This is a genomic window from Rickettsia sp. Oklahoma-10 (assembly GCF_039954865.1).
GTDB classification, from domain to species: Bacteria; Pseudomonadota; Alphaproteobacteria; order Rickettsiales; family Rickettsiaceae; genus Rickettsia; species Rickettsia oklahomensis.
Window position 1 is genome coordinate 723,791 of the sequence record NZ_CP157197.1, and the last position, 24,964, is coordinate 748,754.

Here is a 24,964-nt window from a genome sequence, read left to right on the forward strand (position 1 = left end):
TTTTCTTTATACTAACATATATATGATCTAAAATAAACTTTTTCTAGAGTATTTTTAAATAAAATCCAATAATGTCTAAAAAATCTAATAGAAATTTTGCTTTTTCCTTACTAGGCTTAGTAATTAGTATGGTGTTACTAAGTTTTGCTTCCGTGCCTATTTATAATTTATTTTGTAAAGTTACAGGATATGGTGGTACTACTGTAAAAGAAACGGTGAGTGTATATTCTAAGACTAAAGGCACTAAACCTATAATTATCGAGTTTGATTCTAATGTCGATAAGAACTTGCCATGGCGTTTTATCCCAAGGCAACAAAGAGTACAAATTGTTCCAGGGCAGAATACTCTAGTGTTCTATGAAACAGAAAATTTAAGTAATAACGATATAATAGGGACATCCGTATATAATATTACTCCTAATAAAGCAGGAAAATATTTTGTAAAAATTCATTGTTTTTGTTTTGAAGAACAATTATTAAAAGCTGGTGAAAAAGTCTTAATGCCGGTTACGTTTTATATAGATAAAGATTTTGAGCTTGATCCTGAAATGCAAGATATTAAAGTACTCACCTTATCTTATAGTTTTTTTAAAGTTCGAGATGTTAACTTTAATAAATAATAGTTAACCCTAAAAGAAATTTTTACACTCAATTTACCTCTTATCTATATTAGATTTTGCAAAATTAAGAATTAGTTTTGTACATAGAATTTAATAATATAAGGAGTTTCATACGAATATTAAGTTTTTTTTATCGATTTAGAATGTGCTCATTAACAGATCTTTCTTTAACTATAATAATAACGTAACTAAGAAAATTTATGTAAAAAATAATATTAAATCACTAAATTATGATGTTTCAACTATTTCTAATATGCATAAATTATAATAATTCATGTTGAAATCTTAGGATAAATCTTGGACTATGGATGGTTCTCTGTCCATAGTCTTTATAGTTTAAAATTCTCGATAATCCATTTACGAAGTCTAACAATCGGTGGAGTATTTATCAGAGTGGTAGAAGGTAAAACTTTGCCGTTAGTATTAAAATTAATTATAGGTTCAATACCATATATGCTATACCAAGGCTTTAACGGTGAGCTATTTGAATATTTACGGTGAAACCAAGATAAAAAAGGTGTTGTTTCCTCATATTCTAGTACTTTAACCGATTGTGGATTTTTGTGATATATAAGACTCAGTACTGATTGATCGGAATGATGCCATTTATATTCATCGTAATTAGGGTAAATATTATAATTTTTACCTGAAAGAATTCTAATATCTTCACAACTTTTTAGCCATTTTTCAATAAAAGAACGAGACAACTCGGTATTACGCACAACAATAACAGCGCTCCAAATGTGATCGGCATTTCTACATTCGTCATTAAGACAATCCATTAAAGCAAAAGTTTCTCCTTTAACAAAACTACCGTTTTTACGATTGCGATCATGTACCAGTAATATATCATTATTGCCTAAAAGATTTGTTAAATTGCTGATATGCTTTTTAATAACAAATGCTGAATCTAAATATACTATAATAGCGCCTTCCGGTGCATTTTTCATTGTTTCAAGTATAATATAAGGCTTCCATAGCCATAAGCCTGCTCCTGCAGGTTCATTAAAAATTTCTTGGTTTTTTTCTATAAATATCTTGTTAAGGTGTTTTTTCTTATAGTTAAATATGAAATCTATGCCTTTATTAATTGCATAATGATTTGTTGCATTCTGGTTACGATAAACATATTCAGGGCCATCGGTATAAGAAACTAAATAAATAGGTTCTTTTATAGAATTCTGAATAGATAAATCTATTTTTTGTAGTGATAAGTCATTAATAAAACCTTGCCGTGCATATTCTAGAATAATCAGTATAAAATAAATTAGTATTAATGTAATAACTATTTTGTATAATACTTTACATAACATATAATTTTTTAATTCTTTAGACTACGTCAGTTACAAATGCTATAAATTAGCATTTTTTATTTTTTTGCTGGATTGCCACGCTTCGTCGTGTACAGTACCTGTAATGATGTAATTATTAAACAATAGCTAATAATTATAGCATTTTAATATAAAAAAGATAGTGTTGTAATTTAATTATAAATCTAGTATAATTTGCTGTTTAAGGTCCTTATGATTAATTTAGGTGATAAGCAGTCTACCATAGTTGTTGCAATGTCCGGCGGTGTTGATAGTTCAGCAGTTGCGGCAATGCTGCATGAACAAGGATATAATGTAATAGGTATTACCTTACAGCTATATGATCACGGTATAGCAGTAGGCAAAAAAAATGCCTGTTGTGCTGGTCAGGATATTTATGATGCTAAAATGGTCGCAAATAAGCTAGGTATTCCTCATTATGTACTTGATTATGAGAGTAAATTTAAAGAGTCGGTAATAGATAATTTTGTCGATAGCTATTTACAAGGTGAAACACCGCTTCCATGTGTGCAATGTAATAAATTGGTAAAATTTAGGGATCTAATTAAAACGGCTAAAGAGCTTGGAGCAGTGCAGCTTGCTACCGGTCATTACGTACGAAAAATAAATGTTGATAACAGAGCGGAATTATATACAGGGCTTGATCCGGTAAAAGATCAGAGTTATTTTTTGTTTACAACAACTAAAGAACAATTGGAATATTTAACTTTCCCTCTAGGTGGGCTTACTAAGGATGAAACACGTAAGCTTGCTAGTAAATTCGGGCTTGATGTAGCATATAAGCCTGACAGCCAAGATATTTGTTTTGTACCTGACAGAAATTATAAGAGTGTAATAACTAAAATACGTCCAGGTAGTAGCGAACGCGGTAAGATTATTCATATAAATGGGTTTGAGCTAGGAGAGCATAGTGGTATAATTAATTATACTATAGGGCAACGTCGTGGGCTTGGTGTAGCTTATAATGAGCCTTTATACGTGATAAAGATCGATCCTAATAATAATATAGTGTATGTGGGACCGGAATCCGCATTAAATGTACAGGAATTTATAATTAAAGATGTGAATTGGCTTGCAGATGAGATTCAAGATAATGAGAAGCTAGAAGTAGCCGTTAAAATTCGCTCAACAAGACCACCTCGTTTAGCTGAAATAAGTAAATTTGGTGATGATAAAATGAAAGTAAAATTTTTATCTGAAGAAAAAGCTGTTGCCCCTGGCCAAGCATGTGTTATTTATGCTGGTGAGAGGGTACTTGGCGGCGGCTGGATTACTAGGGATATCATTATCACTCCGTGACTTGATTACAGAGTCCAAAAAAATAAAAAAGACTAGATCTCTTGCAGTCAAGTTGCGGGGGTTACACTGAAAAGAATTGGATTCCCGCCTCCGCGGAGTGGCATCAAACTAATAATTATTAATAAAACAATACGGAGAACTGATGAGTTTTTTAAAGAAGAAAAGTTTTGAATCTGTAAAGGAGATAGGTAGTTCAAGCGGTCTTAGCAAGACACTTAGAGCGTTCGATTTAATATTACTGGGTCTTGGTTCAATGATCGGTACCGGTGTATTTGTCGTTACCGGTATAATTGCTGCTAAATACTCAGGACCTGCAGTCATGCTATCTTATGCTATTGCAGGTATTACCTGTATTTTCGTAGCACTTGTTTATACCGAACTTGCCGCAATGCTTCCGACTTCCGGAAGTATTTATACTTATTCCTATGTTGCATTTGGTGAAGTATTCGCCTGGATGATTGGTAGTGTTATAATATTAGAGCTTGGTGTTGCTGCGGGAATAGTAGCTGCTGGTTGGTCTGGTTACGTACAGGGAATACTTGCCGCTGGTGGCATTAACTTACCGACAGAACTAACTACGGTACCAACAAACGGAGGGATATTAAATCTACCGGCATTTTTAATTTCAGTATTTATTGGATTTATTTTATATTTAGGTACTAAAGACAGTACGCGACTAAATGCAATTTTAGTTTTTATAAAAATGGCTGCAATATTTGTATTTATACTTGCTGCTGCTCCGCATTTTGACTCTACTAACTGGAGCAATTTTATGCCATTCGGTTTTAGTAATGTTTTAGTAGGTGCATCTATTTTGTTCTTAGCTTTCACAGGCTTTGGAACGATTGCAACCGCAGCTGAGGAATGTAAAAATCCAAAACGTGATATAATGATTGGTATTATAGGTTCGCTTGTTTTAACAACTATATTCTATGTAACGATGGCAGGACTTGTTACTGGTATTGCGCCTTTTGATCAGTTAAATAACGATCAACCGCTTGCTTATGCTTTAACTATTAATAATAGCAAGATTGGTTCTGCTATAGTTGCAACTGGTGCTGTTTGCGGGATGATGACGGTGTTAATGATGAATATATATGGAACGTCACGTATTTTCTATGCAATTGCACGTGACGGTTTACTACCGAAAAGTTTTGCAAAACTACACCCAAAATATGATAGCCCATATATTACAATTATAATATTTGCATCTCTTGCAGCTATTCTTGGAGGATTTTGTTCTACAGAATTATTAACACAATTAACTTCAATGGGAGCGCTTATTGATTATATAACCGTCACAGTAATAGTGGTATTATTTAGGATAAAGTTACCTGATGTACAAAGGCCTTTTAAATGTCCTTTAGTATTTATTATTGTACCGTTTATTTTTATTACTTGTGTATATTTACTATTTATTCAAATATATGACAGTGAATTTAATTTATTAACAGCAGGTCGTGTATTAATATATTGGTTTATTATAATATTTGTTGTATATATTGTAAGATCATTTTTTATGATAAAAGAACAAAATTAGATGCTACATATCTTGACTACAGTATCCAGTTAAAAATTAAACAAGACTGGATTCTATGATCAAATTGTGGGATGACAATAATAAGTTATTAGATTACCGCTTTCGTGGTAGAAAGCTAATAATAAAAAACACAATTAAACAAATGTTAGACAAATTCCAGTCACTTCGTGGAATGAAAGATCTTTTGCCAGATGATTATAAAGTTCATGACTATATAATTAATAAAGCAAGAGATGTTGGAGTATTATACGGCTATAGACAAATGAGTATTCCTATCCTGGAGTATACTAAAGTCTTCAATCGTTCAATGGGCGAAAGCTCTGACGTAATTAGTAAAGAAATCTACAGTTTTGTAGATAAAAGCAATGAATCTGTAGCACTTAGACCTGAGTTCACAGCTGGTATTATAAGAAGTTGTATCTCAAACGGCTTACAACATAAATTACCCTTAAAGTTATTCTCGACTGGTCCTATTTTCCGCTATGATAGACCGCAAGCAGGGCGTCAAAGACAATTCCACCAAATAAATTACGAATATATTGGAGCTAAAGGAGCAATTACCGATGCCGAGACTTTAAAGTTAGCGGTAGACATACTTAAAGTACTAGAAATAGATCAAGATACTACCTTAGAGCTTAACTCTCTTGGATGTAGTGAATCAAGAAGCGTTTATCAAAAAAAATTGTTGGAATATCTCAATGATTTTAAAAATCAGTTGTCAGAAGAAAGTAGAGTAAGGCTGATCAAAAATCCAATGCGGATTCTTGATTCTAAAAGTGAAATTGATCAAAAAATAATAGCTGTTGCTCCAATCTTATCTGAATATTATACCGATGAATCCAAAGAATATTTTGAGGAGTTAATAAAGTATCTTGATATTTTAGGTGTGAAATATAGAATAAATCCACATTTAGTTAGAGGGCTTGATTATTACTGTCATACTGTGTTTGAATTTACGACTTCAAAACTTGGAACGCAATCTACTATTCTGGCTGGTGGACGTTATGACGGGCTTGCTAAAATCATGGGTAATAACGATGATATGCCGGCTATCGGTTTTGCTGCCGGTATTGAGCGAATTGCTTTAATGCGAGAATATAATATATCTTCAACAAATTTAGTAGTTGTATTACCTATAGGCAAAAATAATATTTGTTATGCTCTAGCAATTGTCAATAAATTACGAACAAAAAATATTGCGACTATTATAGAACCCACTGGTAAAATAGCTAAAAGAATGCAGCGTGCTTTAGATAAAAATGCTAGGTTTATTATTTTTATAGGTGATGAAGAGCAAGCAAAGAATAATCTCAAACTTAAAGATTTAGAAAAGCAAGAAGAATATATACTTGGTTTTACAAATGTTCTTGAGTTATTGAAGAAGTATTAAATCTTCTCAATCATTTCTGAATTTAACCATATATAATAATATAATTGTTATAAATAATTTAGCCATGAGTTACGGTATATATGGTATAAAGATATCTAGACAACAACCTAATCATACGGCGATTCTAAATTTTGCAATTTTAAAGTATTTTTTTAAGCAATTGGTGGTAATTATTTGATGATTTGTGCTTTAATAAATTGAAATATTTTCTTGTTAAGTAGTTCTTATCTTAGACTTGATTAAAAGCATTTATTTTTGAATATCGATCTTTTTATTCGTCATGTAAAAAGTAATATTCATAATCTTTTGGAAGATTTAATATAAATTGAGAATTTTTTAAACTAAAAGTTAGTTAATCAATTCAATACGAGATATAAGGTTTTTATGGTTCAAAGACAAAATAGTAGTAATTTGTAATTGAACTATACCTAAGTTTTATCCCTTTCTATTTTGATGTTATTAGATTATATCAATAATTCGTCTAAGGTAAATAAATTGTTTGTATTTATTAAGCTATGGGCCAAAAAGCTATAGATTCAAGTTTTTTAAAGTATTGAACTAATCCCATATACAACTATAAGTTAAATTTACAACAAAAGCAACATTCTATGTAAAAATTGAAAAATATCAAGCGTTATTAAATTAATAATCTAAATCAATATATTTACCCAGTGACTTGTACACTAGATATAGTCTTTTTTAAGATCTAAGATCCATGCAACAACATTGAATTGACCACTAAAAATTTTCACATAACCTAATGACAAAAAGAAAATAATACTATATTATTTTAGAATATTATTTACTTCAGGAAGTTATGAGTACGGATATTAATAGTATTAGTGAAAGTTTAGAAATCGTTACGCAAGATCATTTGTCAATTTTTTCTTTAATAAGCTCATCTGACATTATAGGTAAGTCGGTTATGTTGATATTGCTTGTTGTGTCCATTTGGTCATGGGCTATTATTTTAGATAAAATATTTAAGCTAATGCAAGTACAGCAAAGCATGAGGGCATTTGAAAATGTGTTTTGGTCAGGGGGAGTACTAGAACAGTTATATGAAAGTATAAAAAGATCGGTTAATAATCCGCTAGCTTTAATTTTCGTCTCAGCTATGAATGAGTGTAAAAGCTTAAATAGCAAAGGGCTTTCCGATGCACTTAAAAATAATCATAAAGAGCGTATAACTGGTGCAATGTACTTAGCTCAGAATAGAGAAATCGAAAAGCTTGAGAAAAATTTAAGCTTTTTGGCAACTGTTGGATCTAGTAGTCCATTTATAGGTTTGTTCGGTACTGTTTGGGGGATTATGCACGGCTTTCAGTCAATCGCTACTTCAAAAAATACTTCTCTTGCTGTAGTAGCCCCGGGGATTGCCGAGGCATTACTTGCAACGGCTATCGGTTTATTTACAGCTATTCCAGCAGTAATTTTTTACAACTATCTTATTTCCCGTATTACTCTTATCAACAATAAAATTGAAGATTTTATTAGTGAGTTAAATTCTATACTTTCCAAGGCAATTGATCAGGAGAAGATATAATGGCTATAAAGTTTGCCGGAAGTAATAGACAAAGCAAAAGACTGGTAGTTAGCGAAATTAACATCACGCCGCTTGTTGATGTGATGCTTGTACTATTAATTATTTTCATGATCACTTCCCCAATGCTAGTTTCAGGCGTGAACGTGGATTTACCTGATACAAATTCTAGCCCGATTTCAGAGCAGGATGAACCGCTGGTTGTTACTATCAATAGCAAAGGTGAAATTTTCTTGCTTGAAACTCCTATAGAGAGAGCATATTTAACCGACAAGCTTGCAAATATCACCAAAGAAAAAAAGGATACTAGAATTTTTATAAGGGGCGATAGAAATGTCTCTTATGGGCAGGTAGTAGAGATAGTTGCTGAAATTCATGTTGCTGGATTTTCTCGTGTATCTCTCATTTCAAATATTAAAAATAATGAAAAGTAACGATCAAAAAAATAGGGATAATTTTACGATGTTCCTTAGTTGCTCTATTGTTCTGCACTTACTTCTTTTATATTTTTTTTTCTTCAGTATGCCCTCACTTTTTGAAAAATTACCGGAAGAGCAAACTATAACTTTTGAAATATTACCTGTTAGCAATAAATCAAACATTATCACTCAGACAAAACAAAAAGAATCCTATATAGAAAATGAAGATGCAAAAAAGTCTGAGCAGAGTAAGCCTAAAGAAGAAAAAGTAAAAGAAATCGAGACTAAAACAGTAGAAGAAAAGTCAAAAATAGGAGAGACAAAAACTATAGAAGAATCAAAGCCTGAAGAGGTAAAAGAGCTATTGCCTGAGAAAAAAGAAGAGAGGCAAAAACAAGCAGAAGAAAAGAAGAAATTTGAAGAAAAAAAAGATGAAATAACAGCTAAAAACCCTAAAAAAAAGCCAAAAGAGGTAAAGAAAAAAGAACCTAAAACTGATGAACTTGATTCTTTACTTAAGAATTTAGAGCAATCTTCGGAAGGAGATAATGTAAAATCCAATAAGCATAAAAGATCAAAAAAAGTTGATAATGTAAAAGGTGCTAAAGGTGTTTATACTGAAGGTTTTCCTCTTTCCGATAGTGAAAGCTCGCTAATAAAGCAACAGATTGAAAGACATTGGAGTAATATACCGGCAGGGGTTAGAGGTAATAATAAAGTAAAAGTCATTATTAGCATTACGCTAGATAAAGCGGGTAATGTTGAGCAGGCAAAAGTGCGAGAAAAAATATGTCCTAATATTCCAGCTAGCGTTTGTGAAGCTTTAGCGGATAATGCAATTAGAGCGGTATTGCAAGCAAGTCCTATCGAAAATCTTGATCCTGCACGTTTTAACCACTGGAAAGAAATTAATTTTAGTTTTGATCCAAGTAAGTTGTAGGTTGGATACTTCTTGTCTTTCAAAAGTAGTATGTAACACTACTTTTGAAAGAAGTTTAAAATAATAGGTATTTGAGATGGAACGTTGAGCCCATTAAAAATAAAGTTAAAGCAGCATTATTATTATACCTTGATGCAAAGCTGATAAAATCGTCGTGTCTATGCCTAGATATGTGTAGGTCTTTTATCACGACAAAATAAATAGATATTAAGATTATTGTAGTGAGAAAAATATAGGTGATATAGTATATAAACCTTTGTACAAAACTATTTTTAATATATAATCATTTTTTAGTATTTAAAATAGAACAATTATTCAAATATAAAGCTTTTTAATAAAAAGAAAATAAGATGATTATAAGCACAACCGATAAAGTAAAATATATAGAATTGGAATATTTTATGAGAGATATAGAGTATTGGGAAAAAATTTTTGAGAGCTGTAAGTATTCAGATAAATTAATCAAAAGGATTTTATTTTTAAATACCCAAGTAAAACAACCTATTGATATTAGAGAAGTTAAAAAAGGGATTTATTATGCTCGTAAATATCATGGTGCACAAATGCGTCAATCGGGTGACCCTTATTATTCTCATCCAATCGCAGTAACACTTATGGTAGCAGAATTTGTAGCAAAAGAAGTTCCTAAACTCTTTACTTTTAGAATGCTACAAGCTGCATTACTTCATGACACTATTGAAGATACTGCGCTTACTATAGAAATGATTCGCAACATTTTTGATGAAGAAGTAGCAAGACATGTAGAAGGTCTAACTAGAATTAAACCTTGTGGAAAAATTAGTGCAGCAGAAAATCTTAATTTATTAATTAAAAAAAAAAGATATGATACTGCTCTTATAAAACTGTTTGATCGAATACATAATTTGCAAACTTTAGGCGCTCAATCGTCTGAAAAAGCTCAGAAAATAGTTAAAGAGACATTAAAAAGCTTTCTAGTTTTAAGTGAAATGCTTGAAATACCTTTAGTTTCAGAGCTGATATATACTGAATGTTATAAAAATAATTTGAAGTTTAATATAAACGATGCTTTTAATAAAATTATAAACCTCGATTCTTTTCCATTTTCTCAAAATAAGTTACTCCCATGAAGAAAGTGATACCTATCGGAATAAAAATTGAAAATAACCCCCAATACCCTAAATAACTAGTAATATAAACTAAACCAAATGATGTTATAATATAAGTAAATAATTTTGCTATTGCACTTAGCATACTAGTATATGTAAATCTCTTAAAAACTGGAAAATACTTATAAAATATAGGTGCTGCTGGTACGTGATCAAATACGAATAATGCAGCTAAACATTGAAAAATAAAAATATATAAAGGGGTAGGATTATAATTTAACATTATAGGGAAAAAAATGAGAGAGATAAAAAATAGATATAACTTTACTTTTAATATTTTTAAAGGATGGATTTTATAGCTAATAAATGCAAGACTGATAATACCAAGTAAATCTACTATAGATACCCAAAAATTTTGATTTATAATTTGATTCGGAGTAAATCCACATTCTCTTTTTAATATATCGCCACAGTATATATACACAAAATAAAAACACGGCGGTCTAGCACACTGGATAAAGAAATACCAAATAGAAGTCGCGTTCGGAACTTTTTGATCTAGAATATCTTTGTCAATTTCTTCAAGCATAATATTATTGTCTTGAAGTCTTAGTTTTAATTTGTGTTTTTTATTTGAAAATGCATCCGCTTCTTTTAAACTAGTCCTTGCAATAGTACCTACAAAAGCAATAGTTGCACCAACGAAAAAGGCTATACGCCAACTTGATTCATGTTGATAAATATTTTGATTAGTAAAAATTGATGCAATACCTAGTGCTACCGTGGTGCCTACGGCAGAAAATACAGTTATAATTGCCACTAATGGATATTGTATAGGAGGAGCTGAATTTTCAGTTAGATATAACTCTGCGCCTCGCGCTTCTGCAGTTGCCGACATACCTTGAATTATGCGACATATAGTAAGAACCCAAGAGGCTGTTATACCTATCTGTGCATATGTTAGCATGCTACCTATAATCACACAAGTAATAGCCATTAATAAAGTAGTTAAAACAACTACAACCTTACGTCCAAAATGATCGCCTATATACCCAAATATTAATGCTCCTATAGGTCTCAGCAAATAGGTAGAACAGAAAGAAAAGGCAGTAAGCAAGGAAAAAGTGAAAGGATCATATTCTGGAAAAAATAAATTATTTAAAAGTACTGCCATATGCACATAAAGCATAAGATCAAAATACTCTAGAAATGTACCTATAGACAGTAATCCAACAGCTTGTTTTTGTTCTTTACTTAAACTTTTTTGTTCTTGTTCGTAGCCTAACATAACATTTATATAACTAGATTGTATAATAAATAGGTTACACTATTTGGATTAAAAGTCAATATATTATTAAGAAATTTTAATAAACATTACTATAAATTATCTATTTTTCTCTAAAAGCTTTAAATGCAGTATCGGTAACGGGATCAAGTAAATATCTAAGTAGTGTTCTTGTACCTGTTACAATTTGCACTTCAGCTTGCATACCGGGGTGTAGAGTAAGATTTTTAATTTTAGCAACTTTATTAAATTCATCCATATTGATTTCAACTCTTGCAACATAATAATTATCTTGTTGTTGTCCCAGATGCTGTCTTTCATCTTGTACTATATCAGGGGATATACTCACCACTTTACCAGTAAATGTTGGAGTTGTTCTTGATTTAAATGCACTGAAACGTATTTTTGCAACTAACCCCTCATGTACTGCATCAATATTTTTTTGAGATACCTTTGCTTCTATTATTAGTGGATCATTAATTGGCGAAATTTCCATAATAGTTTGTCCAGGACCTATTACACCGCCAATTGTATGATATTTTAAATTATTAACTATACCCTCAACAGGTGATCTGATTATCACACGATTAAGCGAATCCGTTAAGGAATTATATTTTTCTTTCAGGCTTGCAGTTTGTACTTGTGCATCACGCAGCTCTGTTAAAGTTTTTTCAGTATATTTATTTTGTAGGTTTATAATACTAATTTGGCTTTCGGTAATAGTATGATATATTCCAGCTATTTCAGCTTCAATTGTTGCAACGTCGCTTTTTGAAGCAGCAACTTTTGCCTCTTGGTCTAATAAGACTGCTTTTTGTACAAAGCCTTTTTCTTTTAGCGTTCTTAAAGCTTTTAAACGGTCTTGATAAACTTCAGTTGTTTTAATAGCCGCAACTTTTTTTGCTTCTAAACCTTCAATTTTTTTCTCGAGTTGAGCAATACGTTGATATAATGCATCTTTCTCTGAGTTATATACTTCTTTTCTAGATCTAAATAAATTTTCCTGGGTATGAATTATTTTAGCTACTTCCGGCAAGTTTATATCTTGCATTAGAAAATCAGAAAATTCAATTTGTTCTAAATTATCACGTTCGGCAATTAAACGATTTTCAGTTGCTAAAAAATTACGATACTGACCAAGAATATTTTCATGCTCACTTTTTATTCTAGTTTCTTCAAGCTCTATTAACTTATCGCCTTCTTTTACTTTATCACCTTGCTTAACGTAAATAGTATTAATTATTCCGCCTTCATGATGTTGGAGTATTTTTTTATTAGTGCTTGGTATTACTATACCGATAGCTACAGAGCCGCTATCAAGAGGTGCAAGAGCCGACCATAATCCGCCTATCGATACTAAAAAGATAATAACATAAATACCGAAAAGTATAGGTGATCTTGCAGCTTGTGCTACGTTATTACGATCTTTATCCGTTTTCTTGGTAATAAAATTAATAAACCTATCAAGCTTTACTAATAGGAATTCTATAGCATAAGAAGTTTTCTTTAATATAGTATTTATTAAAGTTTTATGTTTAGAGATTTGACCTTTAAGGCTTAATTCATCTGCTCTTAAAGATAATAATTGTTTTAATTGTTCCTGAGTAATTTGAGGTTTATTATGTTTTAAGTCATGCATAAAATTTAATCATTACTATATATTTTAGTCAGTATTTATCTGGGTTGCTTCTGATGTCATTCACACGGAAGCAGGGATGACATCCTGAGCGTTCGTTTGTACAACATATGGTTAAACCATGTGACATTATTGGTCGGCATTAATATGATATTGTATCACTTTTTAAAGTTTTAAAGTGTTTTTGAATCTCTTCTGCAGTTCCGTAAACTGCAACGGTTCCATCCTGTAATACTAGAATTTTATCAACAACGGATAATACGGAAGGTCTATGTGAAATTACAAGAACTGCTATTCCTTTCAGTTTTGCTTGTTTTAAGGCACTTGCAAGAGCAACTTCACCTGTCTCATCTAAATTAGCGTTAGGCTCATCTAAGACGATGAGTTTTGGGTTGCCATAAAAAGCTCTAGCAAGCCCAATACGTTGTCTCTGTCCACCTGATAGATTAGAGCCTGCAGGACCAATATCAGAATCATAACCGTTGGGAAATCTTAATATCATCTCATGAGCGCCGGCTATTTTAGCTGCTTCAATAACTTGTTGTGGATCGGCATTTTCTTCCATTCTAGCTATATTTTGTTTAATACTACCGCTAAAAAGTTCTATTCCTTGAGGAAGATAGCCAACATGTCGACCGAAATCTTCTCTATTCCAACGATAAATTTCAGCACTATCTAAACGTATAGAACCTGATGATTCTTTCCATACCCCGACTATGATTTTAGCTAAAGTTGATTTTCCTGTAGCAGAAGGACCGATTATTGCTAAAACTTCGCCTGGTTGTACTGCAAAACTAACACCTTTTAAGATATATTTCGGTACAACAGGTTGAGGTAAATATTTTGGTATAGGGTGAGCATAATAAACATTTTCAACGGTAAGATGGCCCTCAACGTTCGGAATTGGCATTGCTTCATCTCTAGAAGTATAAGTATTAAATAAATTATTAATATTCTTATATGATTTGATAGCACCACTGATGCTTTTCCATAACTCAATAGCATTATCGAAAGGAGCAAGAGCTCTACCGACTATAATAGAGCTCATAATCATATTACCAGGAGTCATATCTGCACTGTGAGATTTTACAACAATATAAGCACCGACACCAGTAACGGCCATTTGCATTATATTACGGATAAACCTTGAAAAGTTAGAAATAACACCGTTACGATAGCTAGCAACTGATTGCTTATCAAGGGCTGATATATTAAATTTATGCCAATTTTTCGTAACATTCTTCATCATTCCCATTGCTTCAATTGCTTCTGCATTTCTGTTTGCAATATCAGCTTGGGTCATGCCTTTTATAGAAAATTCGGTAGCTTCACCGAGTGTTTTATTAGTAGCTACTGCGTTAAAGAAAGCAGTTGAAACTATGATAATTGTACCAAAAACAGTAATAAGACCGATATATGGATGAATTGAGAAAATAACTGCAATATAGATGATACTCCATGGGGCATCGAACAAAGTATTAATGCCGGTACTTGTTAGAAATGTTTTGACGGATTGAAAATCACGTAATAACTGACTAGACCCCATATTTGTTCGTGTTGCAGCTGCAGAAATTGAAGAAGCAAAAATCACAGGTGCTACTGTTCTATCAAGCCATTCTCCTACCTTTATAAGTGTAAAAGAACGAGCAATTTGTAGTAATCCGTAAACAAAATAAATATATGCGATTATTATCGATAAAAATAATAATGTGTGTAGATTACCGCTCCCAAGAACTCTATCAAGAACTTGTAGCGAGTAAAGAGGAGTAATTAACATTAGTAAGTTAATTACAAAAGCAAACCAAAAGACTATCCAAAAAGCTGTTCTGCATTCGCCTAATGCTATTACTAAAGGGTTTTTTTTATTTAAATTATTATTATTCATATTATTTAGTTATTTTTTATAAATAAGTACTAATTAGTTCTTCAGCAATTTGGACGCTGTTTAAAGCGGCTCCTTTACGTAAGTTATCACATGTGATCCATAAATTTAGCGTATTAGGTCTACTGAAGTCATCTCTAATGCGTGAGACATATACTGCATCTTCACCTACCACTTCAACAGGTGAAATGTAAGCAAGGTCGTTATTATTAGAAATTGTAATGATGCCGTCAGCATCTTCTAGTATTTCTTTAGCGATGTTAGCATCTATTTTGTTACTAAATTCTATATTAACTGATATAGCATGACCTATAAATACTGGTACTCTGACAGAAGTAACACTAGCTTTAAAGTGGTTACCTATAATTTTGTTTAGCTCAAAAGCAATTTTTGCTTCTTCACTTGTATAGCCGTCTTTATTTAAATCACCTATATGAGGAAATAGGTTAAATGCGATCTGTTTTGGAAACTTTTTAGGATCGTTTTCTCTAAACACGTATTGAGATTTTGTTTGGTCGTAGAGTTCATCCATTCCTGTTTTACCTGCTCCTGATACCGATTGATAAGTAGATATTACTACTCTTTTAATTTTTATTTCATTATCTAGTGGTTTTAATGCTACTGCAAGTGGAATTACGATACAGTTAGGGTTAGCAATAATATTTTTAGTATTAAACTCTTTAAGTGTTGATAAATTAACCTCAGGTACAATTAATGGAACTTGATTGTCAACTCTAAACAGTGAGGATTTGTCGATAACTATACAATTATTAGCAGTAGCTTTCGGTATAAATTCTTTTGAGACTTCTGAACTAGCACAAAAAAAAGCAATATCTAACCCTCTAAAATCTAAATTCTTTAAACTATTAATTTGTAGTATTTTTTCTCCGAAGCTTACTTTTCGTCCAAGAGAATTATCTGAAGCTATAGCATGAATCTTATTAATGGGGACATTACGCTCAGCGAGAATATTTAGAGTTTCACGCCCTACGTTTCCTGTAGCTCCGATTACTGCAATATTGTATTTTTTAATCATTTTTATTTATTAGTCCGATGAGTTTTTTGCCACCAATAATATGGAAGTGAAAATGAAAAATAGTTTGTCCTGATTTCTCACCTTTGTTAGTTATTAAACGATAACCGTCTTTATCTAAACCTGCTTCATTTGCAATATCAGAAATTTTAGTAAAAAAATGTTGTATTTCGTCTATGGAAGCGTTAGAGATAAAATCAGCATAATCTATATATTCGTTTTTAGGTATAATGATAATATGTATAGGTGCTACAGGTGCTATATCTTTGAATGCTAAAATGTGTTCGTCTTCGTAAATTATTTCTGCCGGAAGATTTTTATCTATAATTTTAGCAAAAATATTTTCTTTATTGTACATCATTTACTCCTGTTAAAGGCTTTATTGCATCGACCAATTTCATTCCCGTGTAGGTGGGAATCCAAAATAACATTAATACTACCACAGACATTACACACTAATTGACAAAATAAACCTAAAACCCAAGTTTTGTATAGGTTTTTTATTGGATTTCTGCTTTTGCAGGAATGACATTAAGGGCGTGTTCCTATTCATGTAACAACACTCCTATTAAACGATTATATTACGTTTTAGAAATTTTAATTCAGCTTCAATGCTAGAATTTACAACTATAATATCCTCTAGTCAGTAATGATTTCTTTTTTAAGAATTCTTTCTAATATCTGAAGCAAAAAAACCGAACCCTATAAATATAAGCTTTAACTCTTCAATATTAATGCCGTAATAATTTTGCTAATATTAGTAAGCAAATACTAACCACATTTTATGGTATAAAGCCCAAAATGTGCTTATTTAAAGAGCAACTATCCATGAAAAGCTTTCTTCAAAAACTATTTTTTCTGTAGAGTTATATGTATATTACGTATATATTATTATTTAAGTTTAAGTCTTGAAAATTCAAGGGACAATAATTAATTAAATTGGATTAGTCAAGTATACTCGTGTACTTAATAATGCCTTTATCACGGGTATATTATTAACTTTTAATTTATTCTAATACTATGGATATAGTACTTAATTAACAACTTAATATCAAGAAATTTTATATTATGTTAGACAATTTAGCCTTACACGGTACTACAATACTTTGTTTAAAAAAGAACGAAGAAATAATTATAGCAGCAGATGGACAAGTCTCTCATGGCAATACAATATTAAAGTCTAGTGCTAGGAAACTGCGTACTATAGCAAGCAATAAAATTATTGCTGGTTTTGCAGGATCTACGGCTGATGGACTTGCTTTATTTGAAAAACTGGAAGCAAAAATAGAAAAATATTCGTATAATCTAATTAGAAGTGCAGTTGAGCTTGCAAAAGATTGGCGTAGCGATAAATATTTACGACGACTTGAAGCAATGATGATTGTTGCCGATCGTAATCATATATTAATTTTGACTGGGAATGGTGACGTTGTAGAGCCTGAAAATAATGTTGCGGCAATCGGTTCAGGTGGTTTATTTGCACTATCTGCTGCTCGTGCCCTAATGTCTTACAAGAATAATTTAACTGCTGAAGAAATTGCTTTAAAGGCTATGAATATAGCTGCGGATTTGTGTGTATTTTCTAATCATAATATTATAATGGAAAAAGTTGTATGAAAGCTACTAAAACTACTTATAAAAAAGACCCTATGGGACTTACCCCTTCTCAAATAGTTAATGAACTTAATAGATTTATCGTAGGTCAAGAAAAGGCCAAAAAAGCTGTTGCTATTGCACTTAGAAATCGTTGTCGTCGTAAAAGAGTAGAAGGTCATTTACGTAATGAAATAGTACCGAAAAATATTTTAATGATTGGTTCAACTGGAGTCGGTAAAACGGAAATAGCTAGAAGGCTTGCAAAACTCACTAATTCTCCTTTCTATAAGATAGAGGCAACTAAATTTACCGAAGTTGGGTATGTAGGGCGTGATGTAGAATCAATAATTCGTGATTTAGTTGAAATAGCCGTTAATACTAAAAAAACTTTAGCAAAAACAGAAGTAGATATTAGTGCGCGTGAAAAAGCGATAGAGAGAATATTAGATAGTTTAGTAGGTAAAACTTCTAGTAGTGAGACTAGAGAAAAATTCAAAGAAAAAGTCTTAAGTGGCGAACTTAATGATACAGAAATCGAGATTAGTGTAACTGATACTGCACCTGTTGGTGGTGGAAGTTTTGAAATACCAGGGATGCCTGGAGCATCAATGGGTGTGCTTAATCTTGGTGATATGATCGGACGAGCACTTGGCAGCAGTAAGACTAAAACAAAAAAAATGCTAGTTAAAGAGGCTATGGCTATTATTATACCTGAGGAATCAGAAAAATTAATAGACCAAGAAAAAATTATTCAGCAAGCTATAAGTTTAGCGGAAAATGACGGTATAGTTTTTATTGATGAAATTGATAAAATAGCTTCAGCTCCTAGTTCCGGTTCAAACAATGCCGAAATAAGTAGAGAGGGAGTGCAAAGGGATTTATTACCTTTGATAGAAGGGACGACAGTTAATACCAAGTATGGACAGGTTAAAACTGATCATATATTATTTATTGCTTCTGGCGCTTTCCATATTGCCAAACCTTCTGATTTATTACCAGAGTTACAAGGCAGGTTACCGATTAGAGTAGAATTAAATTCGCTAACTAAAGATGATATGATTAAAATATTGCTTGAACCTGAAACTAGTTTAATAAAGCAATATTCGGCGTTAATAGGTACTGAAGATGTGCATCTTGAATTTACTGCTGCTGCTATTGAGAAGATAGCGGATTATGCTATTACAGTTAATTTAGAAGTCGAAGATATAGGGGCTAGAAGGTTGCATACTATACTTGAGAATTTACTTGAGGATATAAGCTTTGAAGCTAGCGAAATGAAAGGCAAAAAAATAACTATAGATGATCAATTCGTAGAAAATCAATTATCAAAAATAATCACTAATCTTGACTTGGCTAAGTTTGTTCTGTGATATACTTTTTTGATTAATAGTTGAGATCAGATTGTTGTATGACTCTTTATTATACTATCTGTGGGTTGACCAGGATTTCCAATTATTAGTATTATAGTTATGCTGCTGGATGCTGTGGTCAGGCTACAGTATACCGAGGATTTTTGAGAGTCATACAAAAATACTTACAAGCTTGTAGTGTAGGATAGCATTTTAAGAAAAATTTTATAATAATTTATGTAACAAGGCTAAAGGGTAATGGAATTGATATTATCGATGTTGACGTACAGGTAGAAATATTATATGGTATTCCTGCTTTTCTATCAGCTTGCTGTTAAAACTATAAGCCGCATTCAAAGAACGAGTTAAGCAGCACTGTCTTCTATAGGGTTTGGACTACCTATAAAAAGATTTGGGTACATTTAGCTCAGGCAGCTTTAGTAAGATAGGGAAGTCATTTAAATCTTGCGGTTGCCTGCTCAAACTACAATAAATACTTTACTAGAGCTTGAAATATCGGAATATTTTATAATATGAGAATTATTAGTTAGACTGTTCGATCTTACCGGTAAGTGGAACTTTGCTGGTAATGATTAGATGTAATTAAAGTACTTATTGGTTTAAGTAAAAACAGCTTGGAAGCTACTTGGTGGAGTTACAATAATATATTTGTTGCAGGTAATTTGATTGAAACTCTTTTAAAGTTCCCAAGTTTTAACTCCTATAGCAACTGAGTTGCAGATTGGCCGATAAATTATCCTGATTTTAAAGGTATAAAATGTCAAAAAATTGTTAAAAGAGCGTTAGAAATTAACAGTATCAGCAATGTATAACCTTTGAAGTTTTAGTTCTCCCGGAACAGGTAAATTAAGGCTTGCTGCCAAGTATTTTACCTAAAATGTCTACAAAAGAAATGTTATGAGTGCAGCATGATTAAAAAAGTATTGCCAGAAATTGTTAGACGGTAAACTTAACAAAGAAAAACCATTTAGAACACCATGTTATTCATGTTCACTTGCTACTATTGTTAGGAAAAAGTAAAGCCTAGTGCAATTACGGTTGTTCATAACGGAGTATTATTTTTTATATGAATTACCTACATTTTCGCACAATAATTATTGATTCATTAAGATAGCCTATTGAAAACGGTGAAATACTAATCTCAAGATCGAACGCACATTAAAATATCCTCCAAGTTTTTAGCTGATAGCAGCTATTAATTCTTGCAAATGCAGTTATTTAGGTGATGCGTTATATAAAAGCTCCAAAATATGCTAGCGATTCTCAAATGAAAGTATCAGGCCTATTATGGATAGATTTCATTTGCATATATAAGTGTCTAGTATTAATATTTATAATTATAATCTCATGGCTTATAATTCTAAAGAAAATTTTAGGAATATAGCTGCAAGAGCTGAGAGAGTATCTTGATTCAAGGCAAGAGATATAAGGGTTATTATATTAAAATAACAGATTTAGACAGTAAGTTATTAATGGATTACGCTATGCCTGCAGATGAAGGAATATCTTTACTGAATGAGGCGGAAATTGCGTTTATCGATGCGTGCTTATAAGTCAAATACTTAGAGATTAGAAATTTTAAAATACATATTGATGCAGCTTGAAGTTACCGTTTAATTGAATTTAATCTATGATTAGATAGAAAAATATGAGTATTATTATAATAAGTTTTGATTACGCTATAGAATATTTGCTTAAGGATAAAGGTTATAGCTCAGTCAAAGTAATAGCATTACTTTGAGAATATGAGATAGTATTTAATATGATTATATAGTGTCTGCTGGAGAAGTAATGTAGAGAACAAAGCATGACAAAAGATATAAAAGAATGTAGGTAAGAATGGGGAGTGATAAAAAGCATAAAAATAGCACAAAAGTTGTTCATTAAAAAAAGATCTATAAAAGAAATAGAGCAATTAAAAGTAGAAATTGAGAACCTTAAAATCAATATCTTCACAATTAGAATTCTTAAACAAAATGGCAAAAATTTACTTTATAGCCGGGGAAATGTCAGGAGACTTTATCGGTGGGTGTATAATTCAGCATTTAAAAAACAATACAGGAGTACAGTTTTTTGGTGTTTGCGGTAAATATATGGAAGAAGCCGGTAGTTTTAAAAGTTTATTCCCTATATCTGAAATAAATTTAATAGGTTTTATAGAAATTTTACCTCATGTGTTTAAGCTTAAAAAATTAATTGATAAAACTGTGGAGGATATAATAAATAGTAAAGCTGATTTATTGATTACCATAGATTCACCCGGTTTTACTTATCGTGTTGCGAAGCAGGTAAGAAAACTTTTACCAAAGCTACAAATGATTCATATCGTTGCTCCATCAGTATGGGCGTATAAAGAGGATAGAGCAATAAAATACGCTAAAATTTATAATTGTTTATTTGCTGTACTACCCTTTGAACCTCCATATTTTACTAAAGTAGGGCTTGATTGTAGATATATAGGTCATCCGATTATAGAGCAAGAGTTTTATAGTGATAAAATAGCTTTACGTAAAGAGTTTAAAATAGATGAGAATGAGAAAATTCTATGTGTTACTCTTGGAAGTAGAAGAGGAGAGATTCTAAGACATTTACCAGTTTTTATTTCCTCAATAGAAAAAATACTCAAGATTTGTAAGAATCTTAAAGTTATATTTACTCTTGCAAATCCTGCTCATAAGATAATAATAAAACCATTTTTAGAAAATGTTAAGTTTCATTATTTATTTTCAAGTGAAAGGCTTAAAACTTATGCCGTCTCTGATTTAGCTCTAGCAAAATCCGGTACTAATACTTTAGAAATAGCTGCTTCTGGTACCCCTATGATTGTAATATATAAGGTTAATATTTTAAGTTTTCTTATCATTAGAGCATTAATAAAAATAAAATATGTTACGTTGATAAATATTATAGCTGGCAGCGAAGTAATTCCAGAATTTATACAATTTAATTGCCGAGCTACTCTTATTAGTAATAAGCTGCAAGAGTTATTATTTAATTCTAAAAAAGCTTATAAACAGGTAATAGAAAGTCAAAAAATCTTACAAAAATTAAGATTTAAATCAAATCAATTACCTTCTTATATAGCTGCAGAAATTATTAGACAGGAGTTCTTAGAGCCTAAAATAAAGTTGTTAAAAGAGAAAAATTAGTACTTAAACCGGTAGGCCATAACATTTTTTGAATTATAATAAATATTAATATTAATATAATAACAAAATATATTTCCATGTTTTTTCTTATAGTATTAATTTGTTTCATTAAAATTTCTAAATCATTGGAAATTTTTTTATATTCCTCATTGTGATCAGAACGCATTGTTATCAAGAAACCGGATAAGTTTCCTAACTTATTTTGTAAAGCTTTTAATCTTTTAGTATGCTCTTCGTGTTTTAGAGCGGTATTGTGATCTTGTATCATAATATATAATGCCCATTATAAGATCAGTATTAATGCCGGTTAAGTAATATGAACTATGAATAAAGTTATATTTTTTGTAAAAATTCCAACTGTTCATTTCACAGGAGTATACTGTTGTTATAGTAAATTAGTTTGCATTACTAATTTTGTTGCTCATTGGTCATCTAGTTTTAATATTTTAATTGCTTAATATTAAAACTATTGAGTTATTTAGCAAAACTATATAACTTATAATTTAGCAAATATTTAACTTCAGGCAAACTTTAAGGTAGCTTTACTATATGTTATTTCAAATGTCAAGAAAGAACCATGTTTCGTGGTAATATTTATCAATATTTCTAAGTTTTATAAAAAATATAGTTGTTATGTTAAAAGATCTATTAAAAACTAAACTGTTTTTAGTTATAGTATCTTTAATTGTATTTATTACTTTACTAAATTTTAGTATATTTTATATTGTTGTGCCGGGTAATCTTACTCAAAATAAAACAATAATTATTGAACCTAAATTATCTGTAAATCAAATAGTTACAAAATTGTATCTTAATGAAGTAATTAAATATCCAAGAATTTTTAAAGTAATTGCTAAAATTTATTCTGTAAAAAGCCCTCTTAAAAGTGGTGAATATGTGTTTACACGTAATATATCGCCTCTGCAGACTTTAAGAATATTAGCAAGTGGTAAATCTATAATACATAAGATAATTGTGCCGGAAGGTGCGGTAGTTAGTGAGGTTATAAAGAAAATTAATGAAGAAAGGCGATTACTTGGTGAAATAAAAGGTATAATACCTGAAGGTTTTTTAATGCCTTCAACGTATTTTTTTTCTTATGGAGATCAAAAAGAGCAAATAATTGATCAAATGAGAAATTTAATGTCTGCTAATTTAGATAAGGTAATGCAAAATCTTCCAATGGATTCTCCATTAAAAACTAGACTTGAAGTATTAACTCTAGCTTCTATAGTGGAAAAAGAAGCTGGCTCAAATGCAGAAAAGCCTATTATAGCAGCAGTATTCATTAATCGTTTAAAGAAAAATATGAAGCTACAAGCTGATCCGACTACTATATATGCTTTGACTGAGGGAAAATTTAAATTAGCAAGAGCTTTAACAAAAAAAGATTTATTACAAGAACTGCCTTATAATACTTACTATATTAAAGGTTTACCGCCGGGTCCGATTGCGTGTCCTTCGTTAAAATCTTTAGAAGCAGTAGTAAAACCTGCTAAAACAGATGCCTTATTTTTTGTAGTTGACGGTAAAGGAAGGCATAATTTTTCCAACAACCTTAATGATCATAATAGATTTGTTGAAAGTTATAAAAAAAGTTTGATTAAGATACCTGAGCCGGAAATTGATCCTGACAAATAGATATATATTGATTATGAATAATGCCGAATTTAGTAAAATAGCTGAAACAACAATTGCATATATAGCAGACAAGATAGAAGAGCAAGATACAGAAACAAGTATATACATAGATTTACAAGGTGATATATTAAATCTTGATACTGATAAAGGTGTATACGTAATAAATAAACAAAGTGCAGTAAAAGAAATTTGGTTGTCGTCGCCGGTTAGTGGTCCTTATCACTTTTTTTATGAACAAGGAAAATGGAGAAATAGAGTAGGGCTTGAATTAATGGTTATTTTGGCTGATGAGCTTGGTATTGATTTTAATAATATAAAGTAAAAACCGTATGAAAAATTTTGAAACTGCTGATAGTGCGTTAAGAATTTATGATTTAATAATGAAAAATACATCTTCTAATACTTTAATATTTCTTGATATAGACGATACTATTATGACCCCTAAATCAAAAACTTTTAGAGCAGCACCTTATAATCAAATGATTGATAGAATTAAAGACAATAAAAGTAATTATGATCATTATGAAGAAATTGTCAGTAATTGGCGACTACAGAGAAAGGTAATATTAATTGATGAAGAGTGGGTAGAAGTTTTAAATAATCTAAAAGAAAATTATCCAGTTTATGGTCTTACACAGATGAATACCGGAGAATTCGGTAATATCCTTTCTATGCAAGATTGGCGATATAAAGAATTAAAAGAATTTGGTATAGAGTTTTGTGATAGTGAAAAATTGGTAGCTTATAATTCAGGACAAAAGGATGAAGCTATGTTTTATAAAGGGATATTTATGACGGGTAATCATTCAAAAAGCGGTACTTTATCAAAATTTTCTGATGAATTAAATGCTCGTTTTATTGTATTTGTTGATAATTGCATGAAGCATATTGAAGATGTAGGAAGTTATTGTAAAAAGCATAATATTAGTTTTTTAGGTATTTTATTTGAAGGGCTTAAAAATTTAAAAGGTACACCTGATCGAACACTTGCAGAATTTCAAGAGACATATTTAATAGAAAATGCCAAATGGCTTGAAGATGAAGAAGCATATAAATTAATGGTAGAAAGTAACATATGAATTTAATAAAAGTTACATTCTTCCTAATTTTAGTCTCAAACTTAGTATTTGCAAATACTTATCGACAATAAAATAACACCTTTTTAATGCTTCCGCTATTAAAGTTAACATGGAAATAATCGG

Annotated in this window: 23 protein-coding genes and 1 pseudogene; 16 read left to right on the forward strand and 8 right to left on the reverse strand. The window is 31.0% G+C overall.

Going from position 1 to position 24,964, the window contains the following annotated elements; genetic code table 11:
* The first annotated feature begins 71 nt into the window (after nt 1–71).
* A complete protein-coding gene (locus tag AAGW17_RS03240; protein WP_347938625.1) occupies nt 72–620 on the forward strand; it encodes a cytochrome c oxidase assembly protein in 549 nt (182 codons plus the stop codon).
* Nucleotides 621–949: 329 nt separating this feature from the next.
* Here the strand turns inward: AAGW17_RS03240 and AAGW17_RS03245 are convergent, their stop codons facing one another.
* Nucleotides 950–1,933, reverse strand: a complete 984-nt coding sequence (locus AAGW17_RS03245; protein WP_347938626.1) for a hypothetical protein — start codon at nt 1,931–1,933, stop codon at nt 950–952.
* 210 nt (nt 1,934–2,143) lie between these two features.
* Here AAGW17_RS03245 and mnmA point away from each other — a divergent pair, with 210 nt between their 5' ends.
* From mnmA to AAGW17_RS03280, 7 genes are all read left to right on the forward strand, one after another.
* Nucleotides 2,144–3,250, forward strand: a complete 1,107-nt coding sequence (gene mnmA, locus AAGW17_RS03250) for a tRNA 2-thiouridine(34) synthase MnmA (RefSeq protein WP_347938627.1) — start codon at nt 2,144–2,146, stop codon at nt 3,248–3,250.
* 142 nt (nt 3,251–3,392) lie between these two features.
* The gene (locus AAGW17_RS03255) at nt 3,393–4,790 is read left to right on the forward strand and encodes an amino acid permease (RefSeq protein ID WP_347938628.1); all 1,398 of its coding nucleotides are present in this window, start codon (nt 3,393–3,395) and stop codon (nt 4,788–4,790) included.
* 142 nt (nt 4,791–4,932) lie between these two features.
* Nucleotides 4,933–6,180, forward strand: a complete 1,248-nt coding sequence (gene hisS / locus AAGW17_RS03260; protein ID WP_347939403.1) for a histidine--tRNA ligase — start codon at nt 4,933–4,935, stop codon at nt 6,178–6,180.
* Between the two features lie 817 nt (nt 6,181–6,997).
* A complete protein-coding gene (gene tolQ / locus AAGW17_RS03265; RefSeq protein WP_347938629.1) occupies nt 6,998–7,726 on the forward strand; it encodes a protein TolQ in 729 nt (242 codons plus the stop codon).
* Nucleotides 7,726–8,157, forward strand: a complete 432-nt coding sequence (gene tolR, locus AAGW17_RS03270; RefSeq protein WP_347938630.1) for a protein TolR — start codon at nt 7,726–7,728, stop codon at nt 8,155–8,157. Before tolQ ends, tolR begins: the two co-directional genes overlap by 1 nt.
* Nucleotides 8,147–9,082, forward strand: coding sequence for an energy transducer TonB (locus tag AAGW17_RS03275; RefSeq protein WP_347938631.1), 936 nt, complete (start codon nt 8,147–8,149; stop codon nt 9,080–9,082). Before tolR ends, AAGW17_RS03275 begins: the two co-directional genes overlap by 11 nt.
* A 401-nt stretch (nt 9,083–9,483) precedes the next feature.
* Nucleotides 9,484–10,191 (forward strand): HD domain-containing protein, encoded by a 708-nt coding sequence (locus AAGW17_RS03280; protein ID WP_347939404.1) that lies wholly within the window; start codon nt 9,484–9,486, stop codon nt 10,189–10,191.
* Here the strand turns inward: AAGW17_RS03280 and AAGW17_RS03285 are convergent.
* From AAGW17_RS03285 to AAGW17_RS03310, 6 genes and pseudogenes are all read right to left on the reverse strand, one after another.
* Nucleotides 10,142–11,458 carry an MFS transporter gene (locus tag AAGW17_RS03285; RefSeq protein WP_347938632.1) on the reverse strand — a complete coding sequence of 439 codons (1,317 nt, stop codon included), beginning with the start codon at nt 11,456–11,458 and terminating at the stop codon, nt 10,142–10,144. The genes AAGW17_RS03280 and AAGW17_RS03285 overlap by 50 nt on opposite strands.
* 100 nt (nt 11,459–11,558) lie before the next feature.
* Nucleotides 11,559–13,094 (reverse strand): HlyD family type I secretion periplasmic adaptor subunit, encoded by a 1,536-nt coding sequence (locus AAGW17_RS03290; RefSeq protein WP_347938633.1) that lies wholly within the window; start codon nt 13,092–13,094, stop codon nt 11,559–11,561.
* 139 nt (nt 13,095–13,233) lie between these two features.
* The gene (locus tag AAGW17_RS03295; protein WP_347938634.1) at nt 13,234–14,976 is read right to left on the reverse strand and encodes a type I secretion system permease/ATPase; all 1,743 of its coding nucleotides are present in this window, start codon (nt 14,974–14,976) and stop codon (nt 13,234–13,236) included.
* A 16-nt stretch (nt 14,977–14,992) separates the two neighbouring features.
* Complete coding sequence (asd, locus tag AAGW17_RS03300) at nt 14,993–16,009, reverse strand: aspartate-semialdehyde dehydrogenase (protein ID WP_347938635.1); 1,017 nt, start codon at nt 16,007–16,009, stop codon at nt 14,993–14,995.
* The gene (locus AAGW17_RS03305) at nt 16,002–16,364 is read right to left on the reverse strand and encodes an HIT domain-containing protein (protein ID WP_347939405.1); all 363 of its coding nucleotides are present in this window, start codon (nt 16,362–16,364) and stop codon (nt 16,002–16,004) included. Before AAGW17_RS03305 ends, asd begins: the two co-directional genes overlap by 8 nt.
* A gap of 210 nt (nt 16,365–16,574) precedes the next feature.
* Nucleotides 16,575–16,926, reverse strand: a pseudogene (locus AAGW17_RS03310) (DUF2628 domain-containing protein).
* A 148-nt stretch (nt 16,927–17,074) separates the two neighbouring features.
* On the opposite strand from AAGW17_RS03310, the gene hslV reads away from it, so the two are divergent.
* From hslV to lpxB, 4 genes are all read left to right on the forward strand, one after another.
* Nucleotides 17,075–17,623, forward strand: a complete 549-nt coding sequence (hslV, locus tag AAGW17_RS03315) for an ATP-dependent protease subunit HslV (RefSeq protein WP_347938636.1) — start codon at nt 17,075–17,077, stop codon at nt 17,621–17,623.
* Complete coding sequence (gene hslU / locus AAGW17_RS03320; protein ID WP_347938637.1) at nt 17,620–18,972, forward strand: ATP-dependent protease ATPase subunit HslU; 1,353 nt, start codon at nt 17,620–17,622, stop codon at nt 18,970–18,972. Before hslV ends, hslU begins: the two co-directional genes overlap by 4 nt.
* 1,406 nt (nt 18,973–20,378) lie before the next feature.
* On the forward strand, nt 20,379–20,525 hold the full coding sequence (locus AAGW17_RS03325) for a hypothetical protein (protein WP_347938638.1): 147 nt from the start codon (nt 20,379–20,381) through the stop codon (nt 20,523–20,525).
* Nucleotides 20,526–20,948: 423 nt separating this feature from the next.
* The gene (gene lpxB, locus AAGW17_RS03330; protein WP_347938639.1) at nt 20,949–22,121 is read left to right on the forward strand and encodes a lipid-A-disaccharide synthase; all 1,173 of its coding nucleotides are present in this window, start codon (nt 20,949–20,951) and stop codon (nt 22,119–22,121) included.
* Here the strand turns inward: lpxB and AAGW17_RS03335 are convergent.
* The gene (locus AAGW17_RS03335; protein ID WP_347938640.1) at nt 22,090–22,389 is read right to left on the reverse strand and encodes a hypothetical protein; all 300 of its coding nucleotides are present in this window, start codon (nt 22,387–22,389) and stop codon (nt 22,090–22,092) included. The genes lpxB and AAGW17_RS03335 overlap by 32 nt on opposite strands.
* 55 nt (nt 22,390–22,444) lie before the next feature.
* Between AAGW17_RS03335 and AAGW17_RS03340 the strand changes: the two genes are divergently transcribed.
* The 4 genes from AAGW17_RS03340 (at nt 22,445) to AAGW17_RS03355 (ending at nt 24,841) form a co-directional block, all read left to right on the forward strand.
* A complete protein-coding gene (locus AAGW17_RS03340; RefSeq protein ID WP_347938641.1) occupies nt 22,445–22,579 on the forward strand; it encodes a hypothetical protein in 135 nt (44 codons plus the stop codon).
* Between the two features lie 175 nt (nt 22,580–22,754).
* Nucleotides 22,755–23,762: an endolytic transglycosylase MltG gene (mltG, locus tag AAGW17_RS03345; RefSeq protein WP_347938642.1), complete on the forward strand. Its 1,008-nt coding sequence runs from the start codon at nt 22,755–22,757 to the stop codon at nt 23,760–23,762.
* Nucleotides 23,763–23,775: 13 nt separating this feature from the next.
* Nucleotides 23,776–24,084: an iron donor protein CyaY gene (gene cyaY / locus AAGW17_RS03350; RefSeq protein ID WP_347938643.1), complete on the forward strand. Its 309-nt coding sequence runs from the start codon at nt 23,776–23,778 to the stop codon at nt 24,082–24,084.
* A gap of 7 nt (nt 24,085–24,091) precedes the next feature.
* On the forward strand, nt 24,092–24,841 hold the full coding sequence (locus tag AAGW17_RS03355; RefSeq protein WP_347938644.1) for a DUF2608 domain-containing protein: 750 nt from the start codon (nt 24,092–24,094) through the stop codon (nt 24,839–24,841).
* The last annotated feature ends 123 nt before the right edge of the window (nt 24,842–24,964 follow it).

Coding starts and splice junctions, on each gene's coding strand:
- AAGW17_RS03240 (WP_347938625.1), top strand. CDS start 72: ATGTCTAAAAAATCTAATAGAAATTTTGCTTTTTCCTTACTAGGCTTA.
- AAGW17_RS03245 (WP_347938626.1), bottom strand. CDS start 1,933: ATGTTATGTAAAGTATTATACAAAATAGTTATTACATTAATACTAATT.
- mnmA (WP_347938627.1), top strand. CDS start 2,144: ATGATTAATTTAGGTGATAAGCAGTCTACCATAGTTGTTGCAATGTCC.
- AAGW17_RS03255 (WP_347938628.1), top strand. CDS start 3,393: ATGAGTTTTTTAAAGAAGAAAAGTTTTGAATCTGTAAAGGAGATAGGT.
- hisS (WP_347939403.1), top strand. CDS start 4,933: ATGTTAGACAAATTCCAGTCACTTCGTGGAATGAAAGATCTTTTGCCA.
- tolQ (WP_347938629.1), top strand. CDS start 6,998: ATGAGTACGGATATTAATAGTATTAGTGAAAGTTTAGAAATCGTTACG.
- tolR (WP_347938630.1), top strand. CDS start 7,726: ATGGCTATAAAGTTTGCCGGAAGTAATAGACAAAGCAAAAGACTGGTA.
- AAGW17_RS03275 (WP_347938631.1), top strand. CDS start 8,147: ATGAAAAGTAACGATCAAAAAAATAGGGATAATTTTACGATGTTCCTT.
- AAGW17_RS03280 (WP_347939404.1), top strand. CDS start 9,484: ATGAGAGATATAGAGTATTGGGAAAAAATTTTTGAGAGCTGTAAGTAT.
- AAGW17_RS03285 (WP_347938632.1), bottom strand. CDS start 11,458: ATGTTAGGCTACGAACAAGAACAAAAAAGTTTAAGTAAAGAACAAAAA.
- AAGW17_RS03290 (WP_347938633.1), bottom strand. CDS start 13,094: ATGCATGACTTAAAACATAATAAACCTCAAATTACTCAGGAACAATTA.
- AAGW17_RS03295 (WP_347938634.1), bottom strand. CDS start 14,976: ATGAATAATAATAATTTAAATAAAAAAAACCCTTTAGTAATAGCATTA.
- asd (WP_347938635.1), bottom strand. CDS start 16,009: ATGATTAAAAAATACAATATTGCAGTAATCGGAGCTACAGGAAACGTA.
- AAGW17_RS03305 (WP_347939405.1), bottom strand. CDS start 16,364: ATGTACAATAAAGAAAATATTTTTGCTAAAATTATAGATAAAAATCTT.
- hslV (WP_347938636.1), top strand. CDS start 17,075: ATGTTAGACAATTTAGCCTTACACGGTACTACAATACTTTGTTTAAAA.
- hslU (WP_347938637.1), top strand. CDS start 17,620: ATGAAAGCTACTAAAACTACTTATAAAAAAGACCCTATGGGACTTACC.
- lpxB (WP_347938639.1), top strand. CDS start 20,949: ATGGCAAAAATTTACTTTATAGCCGGGGAAATGTCAGGAGACTTTATC.
- AAGW17_RS03335 (WP_347938640.1), bottom strand. CDS start 22,389: ATGATACAAGATCACAATACCGCTCTAAAACACGAAGAGCATACTAAA.
- AAGW17_RS03340 (WP_347938641.1), top strand. CDS start 22,445: ATGAATAAAGTTATATTTTTTGTAAAAATTCCAACTGTTCATTTCACA.
- mltG (WP_347938642.1), top strand. CDS start 22,755: ATGTTAAAAGATCTATTAAAAACTAAACTGTTTTTAGTTATAGTATCT.
- cyaY (WP_347938643.1), top strand. CDS start 23,776: ATGAATAATGCCGAATTTAGTAAAATAGCTGAAACAACAATTGCATAT.
- AAGW17_RS03355 (WP_347938644.1), top strand. CDS start 24,092: ATGAAAAATTTTGAAACTGCTGATAGTGCGTTAAGAATTTATGATTTA.